The sequence below is a fragment of the Pleomorphochaeta naphthae genome (genome assembly GCF_055396005.1).
The window spans coordinates 1,911,688-1,932,870 of the sequence record NZ_AP042457.1 but is presented as its reverse complement, the minus strand read 5'-3'; the positions used below and the strand labels follow the sequence as shown (position 1 = coordinate 1,932,870).

Here is a 21,183-nt window from a genome sequence, read left to right as displayed (position 1 = left end):
GAATATTACATTAATGGTATTGTACAATGGTTGATTTTTATATTTAATTGTACGATTTATATATTATTCAGAAGAAGTCTTAGGTAAAGTTATTTGTACAAAGAACCCTTGGTCTCTTTTCTTTATTGTTATACCGTAGTGTTTGCCATAATATAATTGAATTCTTTTTTGAATGTTAGTTAGTCCTATATGGTTTCCTGTAAATTTATAATGCTTTTTATCTTGAGGGGTATTCAATTGTGTAATTAATTTTTTATATTTATCTTGTGATATCCCTATACCATCATCAGATATATTTATAATTATCCTATTGTTATTTTCAAAGATCTCTACTTTTATATTTATATAATTGTTAGATTTATATAAATTATGTTTAAAACAGTTTTCAATAATAGGTTGAATACAATATTTTAATAAATAAATAGAATCTATATCTTCTACATTTAAATCTAAGGAAAAAGAAAATAAATGTTCATATTTTTTTTTCATTATATTTATATAATATTTTAAATACTTTAATACATGAGATAAAGGTACTATTCTTTTATCTTCACGTAAATCAAATCTAAGCATGTAGGCTAAGGCATTAATGCAATTTAATGCATTTTTAGACTCCTTATTTTCAATAAAATATACAATTATATCCAAAGTATTAAATAAGAAATGTGGATTCATTTTTGACTGTAAAGCCTCAAATTTAGATTCAATTTCTAATTTTTCATGTAATCTATCCTCTATATACATTTTTCTAATTATGTATAAAGAAATAAGCATTATAAAAATACTTGTAAGACCAATAAATATTATGAAATAACTAGTTGTTTTTGCACTTTTTATTATATTGTTATTTGAAATACTAACTATTAGAGATAGGCCTCTTGTGTGATCAGGTGATAACATTTCAAGTGTATCCTTATTTTCTCTTGTTAGAATTCCCAGATCAGCATTATATACACTAAACTCTTTTAATGAAGTATCGTGTTGCAAAACTTTCTCATTCTTTTTATAAATGTTTTTTGAAGTTTCAAGTAAAGTCCCCTTGTTGTCATAGATAGAAACATCCATGTTAATTTTTTGCCGTGCATAGTCAAAACTAAAATTGTTTTTTATATCAATTAACATTTGGGTTAGATTATATTCAACTATACAATAACTGTATTTTTCTTCTTCTAAGGATTTTATTATTGTAAAAACTGGTAAGATCGTTGATAGGTTCAATTCATCTCTATAACAGTCTAATACAATTGAATTAAAAGGGGTTTTATCATTTAGAGCTTTTTTAATTTTATTAATATCAATATTAGAGAGATAGTCATTAATAGGTTTTATAAGCCCATATGCACTACTGTTAATTTTTGAACCCTCTTTGTTCTGATATTGGATATATATATCTCTTATGCGAGTTTTTTGATTTTTTGTCATATATGTAATATATCTATCTACTTCCTCTGATGATAAGTTATTTGATGATAAGAAAGTGACAAATTGATTAGTAGAATTATCTATTGGGTTTAATATTTCTTGATTTAAAGATAATGAATATTTTGAAAGAATCGATTTTACATTCATTGTAAAATTCTCATATATATAATTTCTAGCAAATATTGAAACTATTATAATTATTGCAAATAAAAATATTATAAGTGAAATTATTAGTTTATAAAAAGTATTCTTTTTCATAAATTTTTTTTGTTTGTTATTTTATATTTATTCAATCTATATTTTCCTGGAGATACTCCAAGAACTTTTTTAAAGCATCTATTTAAATATGAAGCATCACAAAAACCAACTTTGTCAGCTATTTCTTCAAGAGATAAATCTTTATTTTTTAATAAATCAGATGCAATTTTAACTCTATAATATTTAACAAAATCAACAAAAGTTATTTTGATTTGTTTAGAAAAATTAGATGATAAATAAGCTACCGATACCCCAGCTATGTTTGCAACATCAGATAAATTAATTTCTTGAGAATAATTATGCTCGACATATTTCATAGCTTTTCTAATGTGTAACGGTAAATCTTCATTATAATATTTATTTTTTATTATAGGAATATCTTTGATAGTTAGTTTTACTTTATCTAAGACTTCAAAAAAGTCATTTTTAAAAACAGGTTTTACTAAAAAATCAAAGACTTTAAGTTGTATTGCTTTTTTTGCATAATGAAATTTATCATAGCCAGAAATGACAACAAAAATGCCACTCCAGCTTTTTTCTCTAGCATATTGCAAGAAATCCAATCCTGTTCCTCCGGGTATAATTATATCTGTAAAAATTATATCAGGTTTATTTGTCTCAAAACAGTTTATTGCTTCATCATAAGTTGAGGCTAATCCAATTATATTATATCCTCCACCATATTCTTTTATATAGTTACAATATCTTTTTTGAGCTATAGGTTCGTCTTCCACAATAAGTAAATCCATTAATAATTATCCTTTTAAACCACTTAAAGCAATTCCTTTTACAAAGTATTTCTGTGCACTTAAGTATACCACGACTATTGGAGAAATTGTAAAAATTGTAGCAGCCATTACTTCATTCCATTTTACATCGAGATCACCTTTTAATAAGGCTAGACCTAAAGTTAATGTTCTTTGGGATTCAGATTGCAAGAATATTAAAGCATATAAATATTCATTCCATATAGATAAAAGAGTTATTATGAATAGTGTTGTTAATGCAGGTTTAGCAAGAGGTAAAATTATTTTTAAATATCTTTGAAAATATCCATATCCATCAATAACGGCGGCTTCTTCAAGTTCTTTTGGAATCCCTAAAAAGAATTGTCTTAATAAAAATGTCCCATATGCAGTAAAGGTTTTTGCCAAGATTAAAGAGGCCGGATTATCTAAAAGTCCTAAAACTCTGAATAATAAGAAGTTTGGTATTAATACTACTTGATGTGGGACCATTAGAGTTGCTAAATATATATAAAATAATTGATCTCTAAATGGAAATTTTAATCTTGCAAAAGCATATCCAGCCATAGAAGATGTTAATAAAGTAAAAAAACATACAAAAACAGAAATTCTTACAGTATTAAATAAATATGTAAAAAAAGGTAATATTGATAATACCGTTTTATAATTATTAAAATTGATTGAGCTAAAGGTTAAAGCGTATGGTTTAGTATATACTTCGTGAAAATCTTTAAAAGATGTAATTATCATCCACCAAAGAGGAATAAAAAAGAATAAAAATATTATTCCTAAAACTATATACCATAACTTGCTTTCTTTTTTACTATTTATCATTTTTATATTTCTCCTTTATCTGACATTTTTTTCTGGAATATTGTTATAATAAAAATTATTAAAAATAATATTAAAGCTAAAGATGAAGCATAGCCCATTCTAAAATTCTGAAATCCATTTTGATAAATATACATTACAAGAGTATTTGTACTATTTGCTGGACCTCCTTTTGTTAAAACTGATGTTAAATCAAAGATTTGAAAAGATCCAATCAAAGATGTTACAAAAGCAAAAAATGTTGTTGGCGCAATTAAAGGTAAAGTTATACTTTTGAATATTGTAAAGGAATTTGCTCCATCAATTTCCGCTGCTTCATAATAGGTTTTAGATATCCCTTGTAATCCGGCTAGATAAATTACCATAAAATATCCTAATTCTTTCCATAATCCTACTAAAATTACAGAAAACATAGACCATGATACAGAGGATAAAAATGGAATTGGTCCAATTCCTAAAAAACCAAGGAGATGGTTAACTAATCCATTTTGGGAAGATTCTAATAAAGGTCTCCATAATATACCAACAGAAACCGATGAACAGACTGAAGGAAGGAAAGCGATAGTTCTAAAAAAATTTCTACCATGTAGTTCTTTATTCAATAAAATAGCTAATAATAATGATAATAATAAATTAATAGGTACTTTTACAAAAGAATATAATGCCGTATTTTTAAGGCAAACCCAGAATATGCTATCATGAAAAATGTTTTTATAATTTTGTAGACCAATAAAACTTTTTTTATCTAGCAATCCCCATTTCATAAAACCGAGAATAAAAGAATACAACATTGGCCAAACTGTAAAAACTATAAATCCTATTAGATTAGGGAGTAAAAATAATAATGCTGCGACATATTCGGGTTTCATTTTTCGTTTTTTTAAATTTATTTGTAATGCATTAGTTGCCATAAGATTCACCTCATAAATATGCACCTATATTTTATAATTAGGTTATATAGGTGCATAAAATTAATTATTGTTGAAAGTTTAATTGTTTCTTTGAATCAATTCTGTCATTTTAGTAGAAAGACTTGCAAAACCTTCTTTTGCACTTACATCGCCCATCATAATCTTTTGAATTACAGGCATAACTAAAGAATTTGCTTCTGCATAACCTTTTCTTAATGGTAATTTATGTCCATATTTTTTTGCGATGAGATTTGTAACTTCTTCTATTTTTAATGGGTAGACATCAGCCTGAACATATGAAGGCCATAATGTATTATCATTAGTTAACATAGGAGGAACTCTTTTTGAGTTAACATAGAATTTTTCTCCTTCATTTCCACGTAAGAATTTCATAAATTCCCATGCAGCGTCTTTATGTTTAGAATCTTTAGCCATACAAATTTCATTACTCTTATAAACTGTAGTATTTTTTACAACTGAACCACCTGGTAGGGGATAAACTTCAAATCTTACACCACCAATTTTTTGGAATGTTAATACTTGCATTGATGATGCGCCCATCATAGCTAAAGAACCATTAACAAACCAACGAGTAAAGACTTCTGTATCACTTGTAATTGAATCTTTAGGCATGTATCCTTGTTGATATAAATTAGCTAGTTGTTGAATTGTTTTGTAAGCTTCTGGATTATTTAATGTGTATGTATTTAAATCATCACTAAATAAATTTCCTCCTTCTGCCCAAATAAATGGGAAATAGGATGTTAATTGTCCATTATCTGCAGCAAAGCCATATGTTCCTGTTTCTTGTCCGTTGAATTCTTTTATTATATTGAAGAATTCATCCATAGTCCAATCATATGAAGGCATTGGAATTCCTGCCTTTTCAAAAGCATCAATATTTAATGCGATGTACATTGGAGCAGTACCCCATGGCAATGCAGATACATGACCATCAACAGTTGCTTCATCAATAGAGGCTACAGGATAAATAGATAAATCAAAATTATCTTTTGTTATATAAGGATCTAAATTTTCAATTGTTCCCAGGCTTGTAAAATCTTGGAAATTGTATGAATTAATTCTCATAACATCTGGAGCCATTCCTCCTGCTATCATAGTAAGTATTTTTGCATGATAATCATTATGTGGAGAAACTATTGTTTCAATTTTAATATTAGGATGTTTAACTTCAAAAGCATCAATTATATCTTGTTCTACACCAATTGCTTCTGGATTTCCCCAAAAAGCATATTTAATTGTAATTGGTTCATTATCTGTTTTTTGCTCAGTAGAGCCATTAGCAAATAATCCCGTTAAAGAAATTAATAGAATTGAAATAAAAATTGTTATTCGTTTCATATAGAAACCTCCTTTTAGTTTAAGTATAAGATAAGATTTTGGGTTTACAATGTTTAATTTATAGAAAAAAATGTACAATCTATAACAATTTGGTAGGATCAAAATTCATTATTTGATTAACAAAGCTTGAAATAGATTTAATTAATAATAAACCTGAATCCGTATAGATTTCAAAATAAGTAAAATATATCAACATATGTATAGTAAATTATAGAATAAAAAAGCCTCTTATGTTACAATTAGATTATCACAAAAAAAGGTAACAGGAGAGGCCAAATGATTGATTTTGATACTACAACAATTACATTAGAGAGTAAAGCAGGTTTAAACTTAATTTCTAAAATTTTAACATTTGCAATTATGAAAGTTAATGATAATGCTGAATATGATTTGGATACCCTTAAATCTAAAAGTCTTTTAGAAAATGAAACTATATATAAAACCTTAGTTGGTTTAAACTCTATGGGATTTACTAATTTTTCAGATGTAGAACAATTTAGAAATAATGAAGTATTTAAAGAATGTTTAAATCTTAAATTCACTCCTGCTCAAGAAACACTAAGATTGTATTTAGAGAAAGAACGTATTGCAAATTTTATTGAACATTGTAATTTAGTTAATATTGAATTACTAAAGAAAGTTTCTTTCCCATGTGAAAAGATAAGTGAAAAATATATTCCATTAGATTTTGATGTAACACCTATGATTAATCCTAAATGCAATAAAGAAGAATGTTCTAGAACATATAAAGGGGAAGATGGGTTTGCACCACTTATGAGTTACTTAGGCTCTTATTGTATTGGAGCTGAACTTAGACCTGGAAAACAACATTCCCAAAAAGATTCAATACCGTTTGTTCAAAAGGTATTGGATAATGCTAAAGAGATACTTACTTTAGAAGATTATAGTAAAGTGTTGTGTAGATTTGATAGTGGTCATGATAGTGTAGAAACTATTAATGTACTTGATAAAAATAATGTTAACTTTATTATCAAGAAAAAATGTAGAAGAAACGACTATTCACAAGATTTATTAGAAAGAGCTAAATCATTATATGATAAAAAGATATCATATGATTATAGACAAACAACTGTATACTATGGTTATTTTACCCAAATGTATCCAGTAGGAAAAGAAGAAACTTCTAATAAAGCTCAAATAGCATTTAAGATTAAAGAGAGTTATGAAGATAAAAAAGGTAATATATTATTATTTCCAGAAATAGAAGTAGAGCTTTATTGGACTAATTTGATTGAAGATGCAATAACAGTAGTTAATCTATATCATGACCATGCAACAAGTGAACAATATCATAGTGAAATAAAAACTGATTTAAACTTTGAAAGATTATCGTCTGGTAAATATAGAGTTAATGAAATGTTATTAGCAGCTATTACTAATGCTTATAACATTTTGAGAATAATTGGTGATATTACTTTATTAAATCAATTCTATTTACCTGAAGGAACTAAGGGTAATAAAGATAGAATTAGAATGAAAACAATATTGAGAGATATTATTTATACTAGTGCTAGATATATGAGAAAAGGAAGAAGTAAAGTGCTTCGGCTCTATAAGAAAAATCCTTGGACAGAGTTATTATTACGAATTGATAAATTTATTAACATATATTTTCCACTTTTCATTTAATACTCAATAAAACTAAAGATAAAACAACAGAAACAATACTTCTAATATCAATTAGAAGATTTTAGTATGACTGAAAAAAGTGATATTTGAAAAAAAATTAAAAATATTATTCTTCATTCTATTAAAATAATGGAATAAAATATAAGAACAGAAATAAGTAAAACAAATAGACAAGATAAAATCCGTACAACAAAATAATTCAGGTGACTTGAAATATTAACTGCAACCTTTTGAGCATTTGCAAGACTTAATGCAATTGAAATAGTGAAAAGTTTAATGAAAAATCTTTTTTTCGTTTGACTTTTTGCTTTTTCTGCCTAAAAATTAAGGTACGATGTTTATTTGTCATTACCAAAGGGCGCAAAAAACCCAGATTGGCAAATAATCTGTTTTTTTGCAGTACTAAATGCAATCACTGTCATTTTGTTTACTATTTCTTGTTGGTAAACAGTGCGTGTTTGGTTATTTTTACTGTTATTTAACTAAACTTGGTCTAAGCATTACTTCATCTGGTGGGATGTAAGTAATGCTTAAATTTTTTAAAATATTTGGGCCATACATTCTTTCAAAGATTTCGTATGGAGTATTATTTCCTAACTTTCCTCTTTTGTAAGAATTGATATGACTCATCATAAGATTTGTCTTCTTTTGATCTAAGTGATTTATTGATTGATATTTTGGGATTACTCTTCTAAGTAATTCATGATTTACTTCACATGATGCTTTTTGGTAACTTGCCATAGGCTCACAAAAGAAAACTTTTGTTCTACTAATTCCATCTATGGTTTCTTCAATCTGTTTTGGTCCCGAGAATTCAGCACCCAAATCAGTCAGAATAATAGGAAATAATCTTTTAAAATATTCATGACCTAGTTTTTCATACAAATCATTAAAGATATCAATAACAGATTGTGCTGTGTTTCTCTCTCTAATAAAGGCTAACATAAAAGAACAATTAACAAAGTGAATAGTAAGTAATACTTTACCTCCTTTAGTGCTTTCAACACTATCCATTTGTACAATAGGAATATCGGGATAATTATCTACATACTCTAAGTAATCATCATAAGACCTTCCAATACGACATTTCTTTTCAATTAACCTTTTAGATTTGTTTGTGTTAACTCTCTTTTTAAATCTAACAAGACGTGGATGTTTAAAATTATCAACTTCAAATAATCCTGAATGTTGATATGAATAAAGAGTTCTTTCACAAATAGGTATTTCATATTTATGTGTTTCATAAATATGATGAAAAGATTGTCCTTTCTTCACTAGAGGTGTAATCAAATCATTAGTAAATTGGAATTCATATTCATTAATAGCAATACCAGATCTTTTATCAACTAATACTTCTTTATACTGTTTTTGTGCATAAATACTATCATAAAATCTTTTTTCTAAATCACATCTGAATTCATTTTTACATCCATTACAAACATAAGGTGGTTTATCTAATAAAGGACATTCCTCTTTTATATAATCCTTACAAATATAAATGCACTTCCCACAAGTAGAACAACTTTTACCTGGACAATTAAGATTGTCACACATGTAGACTTTATTACAAGTTTTTCTAAATTTACAGTCATTGAAATAATGGCTCCATTTAGAACCTTTTCTTTTAAGCTGCATATGAGCTCTAATTTCTCTAGAAACGGTAGAAGGTGATCTATCAATTCCTTTAGCTATTTGTTTAAATGATTTCTTATCATTTAAACCACTATAAATAAAATGTCTTTCTTTAGAACTTAAATGTTTAAAGTTGTTATTCATAATTATCCTCCTTGATTTGAATAACGAACCAAACACAAAAACCAACAAGAATAAAATATTGTAAATCCTCATAAAAATAGAAAACAAGTGTGAAACAACCGAATAATAAGAAAACCTTATTTGTATTAGTAATAGCAACTATATCTTTTGCAATATTTATTGCAACCAATTTGCCTTAGAAAAAATTAGAGGGGGTTGCATTAGATAATTCAATTAACATAGTTTTTTTGTTTTCAAATATTTTGAATTTATCCTTGACAAATATAACTTTCATCAATTATAATTTAGGTAAATTAATATAAAAAAATATTACTGACAGACTATATTTTGTTGTATAGTCGGGTTACAAAATGAGTAACAACAGAGGGAAATATAAGCACATCTGTGGGACAGGAAAGTTCCATTGGTGTGTTTTTTTATTATGATTTTTTTAAAAAAAATACTTAAAAACAAGTTTTGGAGAGAAAAATGGGAAAAGATATTACATCAGAAAAAGTAAGAAGTGAAAAAGCTAGAAAGATAACTTTTGTTGGATTCTTTATAAACTCAATATTGTCAGTATTTAAAATAACTGCTGGTATTATTGGAAAAAGTAATGCTATGTTAGCTGATGGTATACATTCATTGTCTGACTTTTTTACAGATATTGTTGTTCTTGTTGGTTTTAAATTTACTGAGAAACCTGCAGATAAAGATCACAATTTTGGTCATGAAAAATATGAAACAATTGCAACTTTTATAATTGGAATTGCATTATTATTAGTAGGGTTTGATATTTTACAAGGTGGAGCAGTTAATGTCTATAAAATTGCTTTTAAAAATGAAATCCTACCCAGACCAAAATTAATTGCTATTATTGCAGCCTTGATTTCTATTTTTTCAAAAGAATTCTTATTTAGATTTACAAAGAAAGTCGGAGAAAAAATTAATTCTCCTGCTGTAATAGCTAATGGATGGCATCATAGATCTGATGCACTATCATCAATAGGAACCTTAATTGGTATCAGTGTTGCTTACTTTTTAGGAGATAAATGGATTATTTTTGATCCAATTGCAGCTATAGTTGTAAGTGTTTTTATTTTTAAAGTTGCTTTTGAGATAATGCTTCCTGCAGTAAATGAGCTTCTTGAATCATCCCTTGATGAGAAAGATGTAAAATATATATCTAATTTAATAGAAAGTAATCAAGGTATTAAAAATTATCATAACTTAAGAACAAGAAGGATTGGTTCAAATATTGCAATTGAAGCTCATTTAATGTTTGATAAAAATATTTCTTTATACCAAGCACATGCAATTTCTGAATCTATTGAAAAAACACTTAAAGAATATTTTGGGAAAAGAAGTATTATTACTTTTCATCTTGAACCAAATTATAAAGAATTCATTGATTAAAAATAAATCTTTTACCATTATATAATTAATGATATAATTTTTTTTATTAGGAGAACAAAAATGGAAAAAATTATTATTTATGGTAGTAAATATGGTACGACAAAAGCTTATTCCCAAGAATTATCAAAGAAGACAGAAATACCAATAATTGAATATTCAAAGGTAACAAATTTAGAAAGCTATGATGTTGTAATTTATTTTGGTGGACTTTACGCTGGGGGTGTTTTAGGGTTAAAAGATACACTCAATAAACATCCTCTTTCAATAAATCAAAAATTAATAATTATTACAGTTGGTTTATCAGATCCAAATGTTACAGAAAATACAGATAATATAAAAAAATTACTTTCTACACAGATTTCTAAAGATTTATATGATAATTGTAAAATATTTCATTTAAGAGGCGGGGTTGATTATTCAAAATTAAGTGTAATGCATAAAATAATGATGAAAGCTTTATATAATAAAACAAAGAAATTGCCTATTGAAAAGCAAAATGAAGAAACTAAAGCATTAATTGAAACATATAATAAGAAAGTTAATTTTGTAGATTTCAAAACGCTTAATCAAATTGATATGCACCCCTACAGGTTGACACTCTTCTTTGCATAGAACCCTTATAGGTTTCCATATGGAGGAATTACCATGTATAAGGCAAAGAAACCACAATTAATGGTTAGCCAAAAGCTAAGTGCTATTGAAGATTACTTAGAAGGTAGAGGCTCATATCAAGAGATTGCAGAGGCATATAATGTATCTCATGTTACAATACTTAATTGGGTAGCACAAAAGGATTCTCTTATTGCAGAATGTTTAGAATGTGCTAGGATGTATCCAGAGGCATTAAATCTATCCATTGTCTCAGAGGGGGAATCACCTACGAAATTAAGTAATGAGAAACAGCTAGAATTGTTAAAAGAAAACAGGCGTTTAAAAATAGAAGAAAGCAGAAAAGAAGATCATATTGCCTATTTAGAAAGCTTGCTTGAACTTAATAATATTGATCCCAATAAGATGTCGAAAAAAAAAGGAAGAAGCAATTAGATATGCCAAAGAAATAAAGCATAGAACTAACATAAAAAGCCTTTGTTCATTTGCAGATCTCTCACGTGCAGCTTTTTATAAATCACAGCAAAAGAGTGCTTATAATGAGCTAAATGATAGAATCATTAATTACATAAAAAAGATTCAAAAAGAAACTTGCTATGGTGTTGGATACAGACCGATGACAGCAATGGTTAACAATACACTTCATATGCAGGTGAATAAAAAACGTATTCATAGAATTATGGATGAAAACAATCTGCTATCTTCTGTTAGGAGAAGAAAATATTCTACTGAACAGTATAAGCAGAGAAAGGAATTAAAAGCCAACAGACCTAAGGATTTATTGAAACGTAATTTCTTTTGTGGTACTCCAAGAAATCACTTTGTAGTTGATATTACATATTTGTTTGGATTAGAAAAAATGTATTATTTAAACACTATTGTTGATTTATTTAATAGAGAAATTGTTGCCTGGAAAATAAGCGAACACCCTGATAGCCAATTGTGTGTAGATACGCTAGTAGAGCTATCAGAGCAATGTAATTTGCAAGGTTCTATCATTCACAGTGATGGTGGGACTTCATATGATAATAAGGCTTATATGGCTAAGGTTAATGAACTTGGGATGACTCCCAGTATGTCTTTTGGTGACTGTTATGATAACAGCGCAGAAGAGAGTGTAAATGCCATAATAAAAACTGAATGTTTATATAATAGATTTGGAAAAACTAAGTTTAAAAACAGAAGAATTAGATGTGCAAAAGTACTGGAAAGGATTGAAGAATTTATACCTTTCTACAATAACAAAAGAAGAAAAGCGGGACTTGGATGGGAAACTCCTGTAGAGCATCTTCAACACAATCCAAGAGGGACTTTACCTGTAATTGTAGAATAACTATTGACAACTAATACTGATACTATAGAATAGGACCTGACCCAAGTGCAAACCACATTGGGGTCAGTCACACAAAACAGGAACAACTTTAAGGGTTCCAGTCAAACATAAGGTGTAAACTTTATGGGGGTCAGATCATTACAATAAATTTTCAAAACTCCTTACTGTTCCTTACGCAAAACATCTTACCACGTACACTCCTGTTACCTTTTTTTGTGATAATCTAATTGTAACATAAGAGGCTTTTTTATTCTATAATTTACTATACATTTGTTAATATATTTTACTTATTTTGAAATCTATACGGATTCAGGTTAATATAATCTATTCAATTTTTTTATAAGTAATAACATTTTCTCTAATTAGATATGCACTTGATGAACCTAAATCAACCATAAGATTTAAAATCCAAATATAATCGTTTATCAACTTATTGTTGTTTTTTATTTCTCCAATATGGTTAAAATATAGTCGTTTTATCATTCTTTCAGCTGAATAAGAGGTTAAAGAAATTGCTTCTTGTAAATTTGATTCTAATAATATTTTGAGCCAGCTTATGCCTTCTGGTAAAAATTCTTTTTCACCTATTGTTGAAAAAACATTAATTATTGATGCAATATTATTTTTACCTCTTTCAAGTACTAGGTTTTTATAAAATGTTTTTTTATTATTTAAAACACACCATTCATATTTAAGAGGATTCCCATTGATATCGCATAAAAGAAATCTTATATCTAAAAAAAGCGTTGGAATAAGTGGATGTTTATCATTTGTTGGTAATAAAGTATTAAGAAGTTCCCATAAAGTCCAGAAATTTTCCTTTTGTTTTTTAAACTTTAATTGGTCAATATTTAAATTACTATTATCGTAAAGTTTTATTGCAATATAATCCAATATCCCTTTAACAAACTCTACTAAATCATTGTTAGATGAATCGTTTGATATTGAATTTATCAATTGTGTTAAAACTTTTTTAGAGAAGGAAATATTAGTATTTAATAATAAAAAAGTTGATAAATAATTTTCAATTAATGCTATAGCACTATATTGTAAGTTTCTGGATTTTTTATTATAAGCATATTGTTGCTTTTCTTTTATGAATAAATCAGAAATAACTAAAGATGACATTTTATTAATAAAATTTGAATAATCAATATTTTCAACATTATAAGGTGTTATTATAAGTACTTTAGTAAGTAAATATGCATCAAAATTTTTAAAATTAATTTCTGAAAGGTCTAATTTTTTAGTATCAGTATATAAAATTCTTTGAATAAATTCTTTTTCTTTTCTTTTTTCTTCAGCTAAGGTATCTTCGTCTTGGTACGCATAAGATTTAGGGTTTTCTTTTTTGAATTGAGCATATTTAATAAGGCAAAGCCATATTTTTTTTAATTTTGTAGGAAAAAGTTTGAACAATGTTTTTCTAATATACTGTAAAATAGTTTTGGTTTCATTTTCAGAAAAAGGAGCAATCAACATATAAAATATTATTTCTAAAATTTCGGATATTTCCTTTTCTTCTTGAAGATTTTGCAAAATTAAATGGAAGGCTGTTAATGATATGGATTTATCCAATAAAGTGTAGATTTTATTTTCACTATAGTTGTTATAGAATGTATCATCTAGGATAGCTTTATTTATTTTTATAAGAGTATCTAGGCACCACTTTTTTTGTTCTTTCGAAATTGAAATTGGAAAATCTTTTAATCCAAGGACAGCTAAAGTTGCGGGTCTACTATATGTTGAGTCAATATTGTTTTTGTCTAAATAGTATAAATAACATTCATTCCATTTGTCAAAACTAATTTTTTCTTTATTTTCATAAGCTTTGAAAATCAAGTTTGAATATGAAGCTGATTTATTTATAGAATAAATTTCATCTTTTTGTGATTCTAAATAATTATTCACATCTTCTTCATATTTTGTTTCTAAAGGGAATCCTCCTAATTTTTCATCATATTCTTTTGCTTGTAAATTTCTTATATCAATATCTTGTAAAAGTTTTCTCATATCAAGATCTTTTTTATTTACTTGTTTTTTCATTTTATCAAAACACTTATGAATATCTTTCTTTAATTTTTTATTATTTAATTGATAATAGAAAATAAAATCACTTAATCCACGCTTGTATTTTTTCCGATGAGGAAGTTGATTTGATTCCCAACGTTCTTTTGATGCATATGGATTATTAAAATCCATTGGAGATAGAGCAGTGGATTCTTGTACTACTCGACTTATATCCCATTGATAAGCTTCTTTAATCGATAGTAAGGGTAACATAGATTCTTCTACTTCTTCTGGATATGCCATAGTAATACTTGATAATACTGCAATAGGAGAAATGTTATTGCTGTTTATAAATATATAGTCAAAGATTTTTTCTAAGATTTTCTTAGTTGTTGGTGTTTTTATTTTAGCTATTTCTAAAAGATATTTTTCTAAGCTCATTAGTAATGATACCAGTAAATAGCTAGTTACGCTTATGCCTCTATATGCTACCCATAATTGAGGAGAGGCCCATAATTTAGAAGTAGTTCCATCTTTGAGAACCAATTCAATTTTTGATATATTATGTTTATATTCACAATCAGAATTAACATAAAAATCAACAGCATAATTGATAAATTCAATTATAAATTTTACTCCAATCCAAGGATGATAATTCAATAAAGTATAAAAAGGTGTTTTATATATTCCAGAAGGGCTGAATGAAAACAAATGTTTTATTCCCCAACATTCATCCTCTTCTAATGAATTGTTTATGGGGAATCCCCATCCATGAACTGTGAGCTCTTCTTTTTTTTGTGGAATATCTTTCCAATATTTCCAAGCTGTTTCAATAATAACCTCAGGTAATTCTTTTATTAAATTATAATTTCCTACTCCTGAAAGGGAAATTTCAATAACATTTTTATAAAAATAATTCAATTCCCATGAACTATTATTGTCAATATGAGTAAAAGCCCGATTTAATAAAAGCTTAATTTCATCTTTTGAAACTCCAGCTAAGTTAAAAATAATGGTTATTAGATCTTTGATTTTATCACTTGAGCTTTTTGCTTTCCAAAAAGCATTTTTATCTTCTATTTCGTTTAGGTAAGTAAGTACTATAAATTTCATTGCTTTTTTTTCATCATTATTGATTTTATTATATTGGAACATAATTCTATAATTATACTCAGAAATAAAGTTTAATATTGAATGTTTAATTATATCTAATGTAGAAAGATGATTCTGAATAAAAAATATTGATTCTTTCCATCCAGAACCTATCGGCAAAAGAAATGAATTTTCTTTATTAATTTGGAAATTTTCTTTACAACATGTTTTTAGTATATGAAGACATCTATTAAATAACTCTGCCTTGTTATCTAGAAGTTCTTTTTCAAAATTAATAAAAAAGGAATGGCTAGTATCTGATTTAAAAATGGCAATTAATAATTCATCTGACCAATATTTTTCAATATTTTTATCAAAAATAGTTGTTTTTATTAAATCAATAAATTTATCATTGTTATCAATTAGATAATCTTCAACCCAAAGGCGAAAAGCTCTTCTAATTGCGGGTTCATTACCTATTTTGTTAAATAAATCTTGTGGATTGGGAAAATCATCGTAGGTTGATGAAATATATTTAACTAATGCCCAATCTTCTAATATATCATGAGTGGGAGAGTATTTTCTATTATTATTGTTTTCTTGAAAAATTATTTCATCATTTTCTAAACAAGTTATAGCTTCAGCATCAAATTTATCAGGACGTACAAAGAGTTTCATTTTTTTTGCTCTTTTTATAGCTATGTCCATAAACGCTTCTTCTCTTTTCAAAGGAAGCCCATTTCTAGTATTAGTTTGATCTACAACTAATGAATTCCATAACTTATTTTTAAATTCAGTTAATGATAAATTAGCATAACTATCATTTGTTTTACTAATTGCCAAGATTGAAAAATCTATATATTTTGGACTTTGAAGTAACTCTTTTAATTTTTTATTGTCCATAACACTAATTAATTGTGGAAATTTTTCTTTTACAAGATTTAGTTCCTCATCATTAAGGGGGGGGATTTCTGTGATGTTAGTTTCATTTATATCAATATCAAATTTTTGAGTAATTAAATCTATTGCATATTTTCGTGATGATGCTATCAATTTGATTTCAGGGTGTTCTTTTAACAATGCTAAAAGTTGTTTAAAAGCGCATTCAGGGTCTGTTTCTAATAATTTTTCTAGGCTATCTATGTAAATTAATTTTTCAGGAATGAGTGATATACAAGAAAATATATTTTCAATAGTCTCATGTATTCCCAGATTAGAAAATAAATTTGCCAAAGTTGGTGTATTAAATTGATCAGCTCTGAAGACAAACACACTCGCATTATGAAAATTTTTATTAAGAAGAGCTTTGATTGCTGCAGATTTTCCAACTCCTGGGTTCCCCGAAATAATTGTAATTTGTGAATTATTTATATTCTTTACAATTTGTTCAAGTACTTCAGTTCTAGGAAAATTTAATATATTTTCATTTTTTCCAATATAAGTTTTCAACGGTCGTAATATTTCTTTACTATCCGATTTAAGCTTTTCAACATCTTTAATGCACGGTTGTAATCTAGCATTGTCAAAATAGTTAAAGAAACTTTCACTCTTTATGCTTTGAAGATTTATACTACCACCATTTGGATTGAGGGTTGATATATAAGAAAAAATACTATTCCAGATTTCATCTTCTGAAATTGATGTTTCATTGTTTTTAGAAAGTTTAATAAGATTAAGAAAATAAGTTTTATCGACACTACCATTATTTAATAGATCATATTCTAAAACATCAACACATTTTAAAAATTCCCATAGTTGTTTATCTGTCAAATCAATATTGTTATTTGCTTCTTTTAATATCTTACGAAAAATATCTAAACTATTTTCTTTTATTTTTATTCTGTTTACTTCTGATATAAAATCAATTTCTGAATCATGACTTTTTGCCCAATTAAAAAGGGTTTTAAAATGTGCTCTTTCATTTTTAGATAAACCATTTTTTATTATAATAAGTTTATCTTTTGATTTGTCAAAAATTGAAGTATTGTTAAAATCCTTCCAAAAAGCAGTTACTACGTCTTTAAATTGTTCATTTTTCGAAGTAAATGAAATATCGTGTTTTACCTGAAAAAGTAATCGATGGCTCCCTTGTATTGAATTAACTATTGCCATAAAATCATCTGTTTCATAACCTCTGTTTGTTACTTGCAATGCAATTTCTGTTAGTTCTCCTGAATCTATACAAGGTACACTACATTTTGTAATCAGTGCTGTTAAAAATGCCGTCTGAACTAATTGTTCAAAATTTGTTCCACCACCACCTTTTTGAAAAGCACTTCCTTTATCTGACATATTTACCTCAATTAATTATTATGTTTCAAAGTTATAATTTATTATCCAATAATGGAAATATCTAATATTCGTTCTAGTAAACTAATTATATTTTTAAATTATATATTTAGAAGTGTAAAAATTCAAACTTTATTGAACAATTTAATAATATTTTTTTGTTATATATGCTTTTGTTAAAGGTTATTATTCAAAATTTTACTTAAAAAAGAAAAAGTTTATTCATAATTATTTTAAACCCTATTAAGAAAAATTACACCCACTTTTTATATAATCGTATTGTTGTATTAATGTGTGAAATTCTAGGCATAATTCTAGTTTTCAAAATACGATTAATAAAAGATATTAATTCTTTATCTACAAAGAGTTAGTATCTTAATTTTTTTTAAAGTTCTAAATCAAAAAATCCTCAACTATACTATCGTGTAATTATCTACTAAGGTTCATCCACTTTTTTCCATTACGTGTATAGTATAGGTATAACGTGTATTGTTTATTTTTGAGGTTTATTATTCTCAGTAAATCTTTATTGGTATCATTTAAAATTAAACTAAGCTTATTTAATAATTCTTAACTATTTATTTATATCTTATATCCTTTTTGTTATGAGATTATAGGATTTTTGTCAAAATATTAGATTTACAATATTTTTTTCATAAAATATATTTATTAATATGAATAATTTTTGGAAACTAACTAAAATTTATGATATAATTTGTTTCATATAGTTGATATTACTCGAGGTAAATAATGGCAACGATTGACTTAAAAGAAATTCCAGAAAGATTAAATAAACTTGTTGAAAATATGGAACAAAATGAATTTATTTATTCATTATTAGATATTTATGGTATTAGTAAAGCTACAGTAACTAAGTTAAAAAATGGCGCTTATAATGTAGCAAAAAATGATATAGATGTAGATTTTAAACGGAAAGTTTATTTTAGACCAGTTCAATTAGGTGCAGATCTTATTGTTGAATTAGCAGATATAGTAAAAAATATTCATAATAAAGAAAGATTTGTTATTGTAACAGATTATACTACTTTAGTTGCAAAAGATATGAATACAAAAGAAACAATTGAGATATCAATATCAGACCTTCCTAAACACTATAGGTTTTTTGCTCCATGGGCTGGAATTGAAAAGACTGAAACTCATATTGACAATCCTGCAGATGTTAAAGCTTCATATAAAATGGCATCTTTATATACAGAAATAAAAAAAGATAATTTAATTACAAATGAAGAAGAAACTCATGCAATGAATGTTTTTTTATCTAGAATCCTTTTTTGTTTTTTTGCTGAAGATACTGGTATTTTTGAACCAGGTCAATTTTCAGATTTGATTGAAAAATATTCAAACAAGGATGGCTCTGATTTAAAATTATTATTAACTAATTTATTTATAGTTTTAGATACACAAGAGGGTGATAGAAATGATGTTCCTTTTTATTTAAAGGATTTTCCTTATGTTAATGGAGGATTGTTTAGTCTGAAAACAGAAGTTCCCGTATTTTCTGCTAAATCAAGAAAAGAACTTATTGAAGCAGCAAATAGAGACTGGGAACATATTAATCCAGATATTTTTGGTTCTATGTTTCAGGGAGTTGTTTCTGAAGAACAAAGAAGTAACCTTGGTCAACATTATACCTCTGTTTCAAATATTATGAAAGTTATAAATCCATTATTTATGGATAATCTCAATGAAGAATTTAATCTTCTAAATGAGCAATTAATTAATCTTGAAAAAGAAATAGAAGAAAAAAAAGAAGTAGGTATCTATGATTTAGTTAAACAAAATAATAAAATTGTTTCTATAAAAAAAGAAATGCTTAAATTAAGAACTCGAATAAGTAAAATTAAAATTTTTGATCCTGCATGTGGTAGTGGAAATTTTTTGATAACAGCTTATAAGGAATTATGTAAATTAGAGATAAAAATTATCAAAGCTACTGACAGTTTTGCTTATTCTGAAATAAGGTTAGATAATTTTTATGGTATAGAAATCGATGATTTTGCAGCCGAAATAGCAACGCTTTCTCTTTGGTTAGCCCAGCACCAAATGAATTTAATGTTTTTTGATGAATTTAACCAAATGAATCCTACTTTACCTCTTTCAGAAGCTGGTCAAATAATCAAAGGTAATGCATGTAGCCTAGATTGGGAAGAAGTTTGTCCTTATAAAGAAGGTGATGAAATTTATATATGTGGTAACCCTCCATTTGTAGGGATTTCAAATATATCCGAATCCCAAAAAGTTGATAGAAAACATGTTTTTAATGATACAAAGAAAATTGGATATATAGATTATGTAGCTTGTTGGTATATCAAAGCTAGTAATTATATGAAAAATAAAAAATCAACAAGAATAGCCTTTGTAGCCACTAATTCTATAACTCAAGGAACTCAAGTTGATTTAATATGGCCTAAGATATTTAAAATGGGGTTAAAGATTAATTTTGCATATACTTCATTTCGATGGATAAATAATGCACAATCTAAAGCTAAAGTGTCAGTAGTAATTATAGGAATTTGTCAAAATAATAAAGATAAAGCAGTATTATATTCTAATTCAAAAAAACAATATGTTGAGAATATTAATGGTTATCTTATAAATGGGGCTAATATTTCAATAAAAACTAGATTAAAACCTTTTTTTAATAATTTACCAGTTATGAAATATGGTTCCAAAGCAACCGATGGTGGTAATTTAATCCTGTCTCCTGAAGAAGCAAATAGGTTATTAATGAGTAATCCAAATTTACATAGTATAATATTAAAATTTCAAGGTTCTTATGAATATATAAATAATAAAAAACGTTATTGCTTGTGGATTACTAAAAATAATAAAGATCTAGCTTATCAAAATAAGGATGTACTTGAACGAATAAATAAAGTCAAATTATTTAGATTAAAATCAAAAAAAAATGCAACTAAGAAACTTTCAAAAGTGCCATATAGATTTGGAGAAGATTTTTTTGAAAATAAAATTTCTATTATTATTCCGTTGGTTTCTTCAGAAAATAGAGATTATATTCCTATAGGAATAGTCGATCAGAATACTGTAATATCTAATTCAGCTTCATTTATCAGCTCTTCTGAGATTAAGGATTTATATTCAATTTTTGCTTTGATTGAATCAAAAATGCATATGATTTGGGTTAAAACCGTAGCAGGGAGGCTTGGAACAAGTTTAAGGTATGCAAGTACAATTTGTTATAATACTTTTCCGTTTCCAAAGACATCACAAGAGCAGAAAAAACAATTAGTTTTGAATACACAAGCTATATTAGATACTCGTGAATATTATTTTGATAAAACAAATGCTTGGCTTTATAATCCAGATACTATGCCAGAGGACTTAAAAAAAATTCATGAAGAAAATGACAAATTTGTAGAAAGTTTATATAAACCATCAGGTTTTAAATCTGATAATGAAAGATTAGAATTTTTATTTGCAGAGTATGAAAAATTAGTTAAAAAAGAAGGTAAATAAT

13 protein-coding genes and 1 riboswitch are annotated in these 21,183 nt (G+C 26.6%); of the genes, 6 read left to right on the top strand and 7 right to left on the bottom strand.

Annotation, left to right across the window (positions count from 1 at the left end; translation table 11 throughout):
- Nucleotides 1-63: 63 nt before the first annotated feature.
- From ACZ5SO_RS08790 to ACZ5SO_RS08770, 5 genes are all read right to left on the bottom strand, one after another.
- Nucleotides 64-1,680, bottom strand: a complete 1,617-nt coding sequence (locus ACZ5SO_RS08790) for a sensor histidine kinase (protein ID WP_464624067.1) — start codon at nucleotides 1,678-1,680, stop codon at nucleotides 64-66.
- Nucleotides 1,677-2,429 (bottom strand): response regulator transcription factor, encoded by a 753-nt coding sequence (locus tag ACZ5SO_RS08785; protein ID WP_464624066.1) that lies wholly within the window; start codon nucleotides 2,427-2,429, stop codon nucleotides 1,677-1,679. Before ACZ5SO_RS08785 ends, ACZ5SO_RS08790 begins: the two co-directional genes overlap by 4 nt.
- Nucleotides 2,430-2,435: 6 nt before the next feature.
- Nucleotides 2,436-3,260, bottom strand: coding sequence for a carbohydrate ABC transporter permease (locus ACZ5SO_RS08780; RefSeq protein ID WP_464624065.1), 825 nt, complete (start codon nucleotides 3,258-3,260; stop codon nucleotides 2,436-2,438).
- Between the two features lie 2 nt (nucleotides 3,261-3,262).
- Complete coding sequence (locus ACZ5SO_RS08775) at nucleotides 3,263-4,168, bottom strand: carbohydrate ABC transporter permease (protein WP_464624064.1); 906 nt, start codon at nucleotides 4,166-4,168, stop codon at nucleotides 3,263-3,265.
- Between the two features lie 78 nt (nucleotides 4,169-4,246).
- Entirely contained in the window at nucleotides 4,247-5,530 is a 1,284-nt protein-coding gene (locus tag ACZ5SO_RS08770; RefSeq protein ID WP_464624063.1) for an ABC transporter substrate-binding protein, read from the bottom strand.
- Nucleotides 5,531-5,806: 276 nt separating this feature from the next.
- On the opposite strand from ACZ5SO_RS08770, the gene ACZ5SO_RS08765 reads away from it, so the two are divergent.
- Nucleotides 5,807-7,180, top strand: coding sequence for an IS1380 family transposase (locus tag ACZ5SO_RS08765; RefSeq protein WP_464624062.1), 1,374 nt, complete (start codon nucleotides 5,807-5,809; stop codon nucleotides 7,178-7,180).
- 474 nt (nucleotides 7,181-7,654) lie between these two features.
- On the opposite strand, the gene ACZ5SO_RS08760 is transcribed toward ACZ5SO_RS08765, so the two are convergent.
- Nucleotides 7,655-8,956, bottom strand: coding sequence for a transposase (locus ACZ5SO_RS08760; protein ID WP_464624061.1), 1,302 nt, complete (start codon nucleotides 8,954-8,956; stop codon nucleotides 7,655-7,657).
- Between the two features lie 303 nt (nucleotides 8,957-9,259).
- Nucleotides 9,260-9,351, top strand: a riboswitch (NiCo riboswitch).
- A gap of 73 nt (nucleotides 9,352-9,424) precedes the next feature.
- On the opposite strand from ACZ5SO_RS08760, the gene ACZ5SO_RS08755 reads away from it, so the two are divergent.
- From ACZ5SO_RS08755 to ACZ5SO_RS08740, 4 genes are read left to right on the top strand one after another with little or no spacing between them, the layout of a single operon-like run.
- Nucleotides 9,425-10,351, top strand: coding sequence for a cation diffusion facilitator family transporter (locus ACZ5SO_RS08755; RefSeq protein WP_464624060.1), 927 nt, complete (start codon nucleotides 9,425-9,427; stop codon nucleotides 10,349-10,351).
- A gap of 60 nt (nucleotides 10,352-10,411) precedes the next feature.
- Nucleotides 10,412-10,963 carry a flavodoxin domain-containing protein gene (locus ACZ5SO_RS08750; protein ID WP_464624059.1) on the top strand — a complete coding sequence of 184 codons (552 nt, stop codon included), beginning with the start codon at nucleotides 10,412-10,414 and terminating at the stop codon, nucleotides 10,961-10,963.
- Between the two features lie 33 nt (nucleotides 10,964-10,996).
- The gene (locus tag ACZ5SO_RS08745; RefSeq protein WP_464624058.1) at nucleotides 10,997-11,395 is read left to right on the top strand and encodes a hypothetical protein; all 399 of its coding nucleotides are present in this window, start codon (nucleotides 10,997-10,999) and stop codon (nucleotides 11,393-11,395) included.
- Nucleotides 11,352-12,293, top strand: a complete 942-nt coding sequence (locus ACZ5SO_RS08740) for an IS3 family transposase (RefSeq protein ID WP_464624057.1) — start codon at nucleotides 11,352-11,354, stop codon at nucleotides 12,291-12,293. The genes ACZ5SO_RS08745 and ACZ5SO_RS08740 overlap by 44 nt, the downstream gene beginning before the upstream one ends.
- Nucleotides 12,294-12,617: 324 nt before the next feature.
- Here ACZ5SO_RS08740 and ACZ5SO_RS08735 read toward each other — a convergent pair whose 3' ends face one another.
- On the bottom strand, nucleotides 12,618-17,687 hold the full coding sequence (locus tag ACZ5SO_RS08735; RefSeq protein ID WP_464624056.1) for an ATP-binding protein: 5,070 nt from the start codon (nucleotides 17,685-17,687) through the stop codon (nucleotides 12,618-12,620).
- A 747-nt stretch (nucleotides 17,688-18,434) separates the two neighbouring features.
- Between ACZ5SO_RS08735 and ACZ5SO_RS08730 the strand changes: the two genes are divergently transcribed.
- Entirely contained in the window at nucleotides 18,435-21,182 is a 2,748-nt protein-coding gene (locus tag ACZ5SO_RS08730) for a DNA methyltransferase (protein ID WP_464624055.1), read from the top strand.
- Nucleotide 21,183 lies beyond the last annotated feature (1 nt).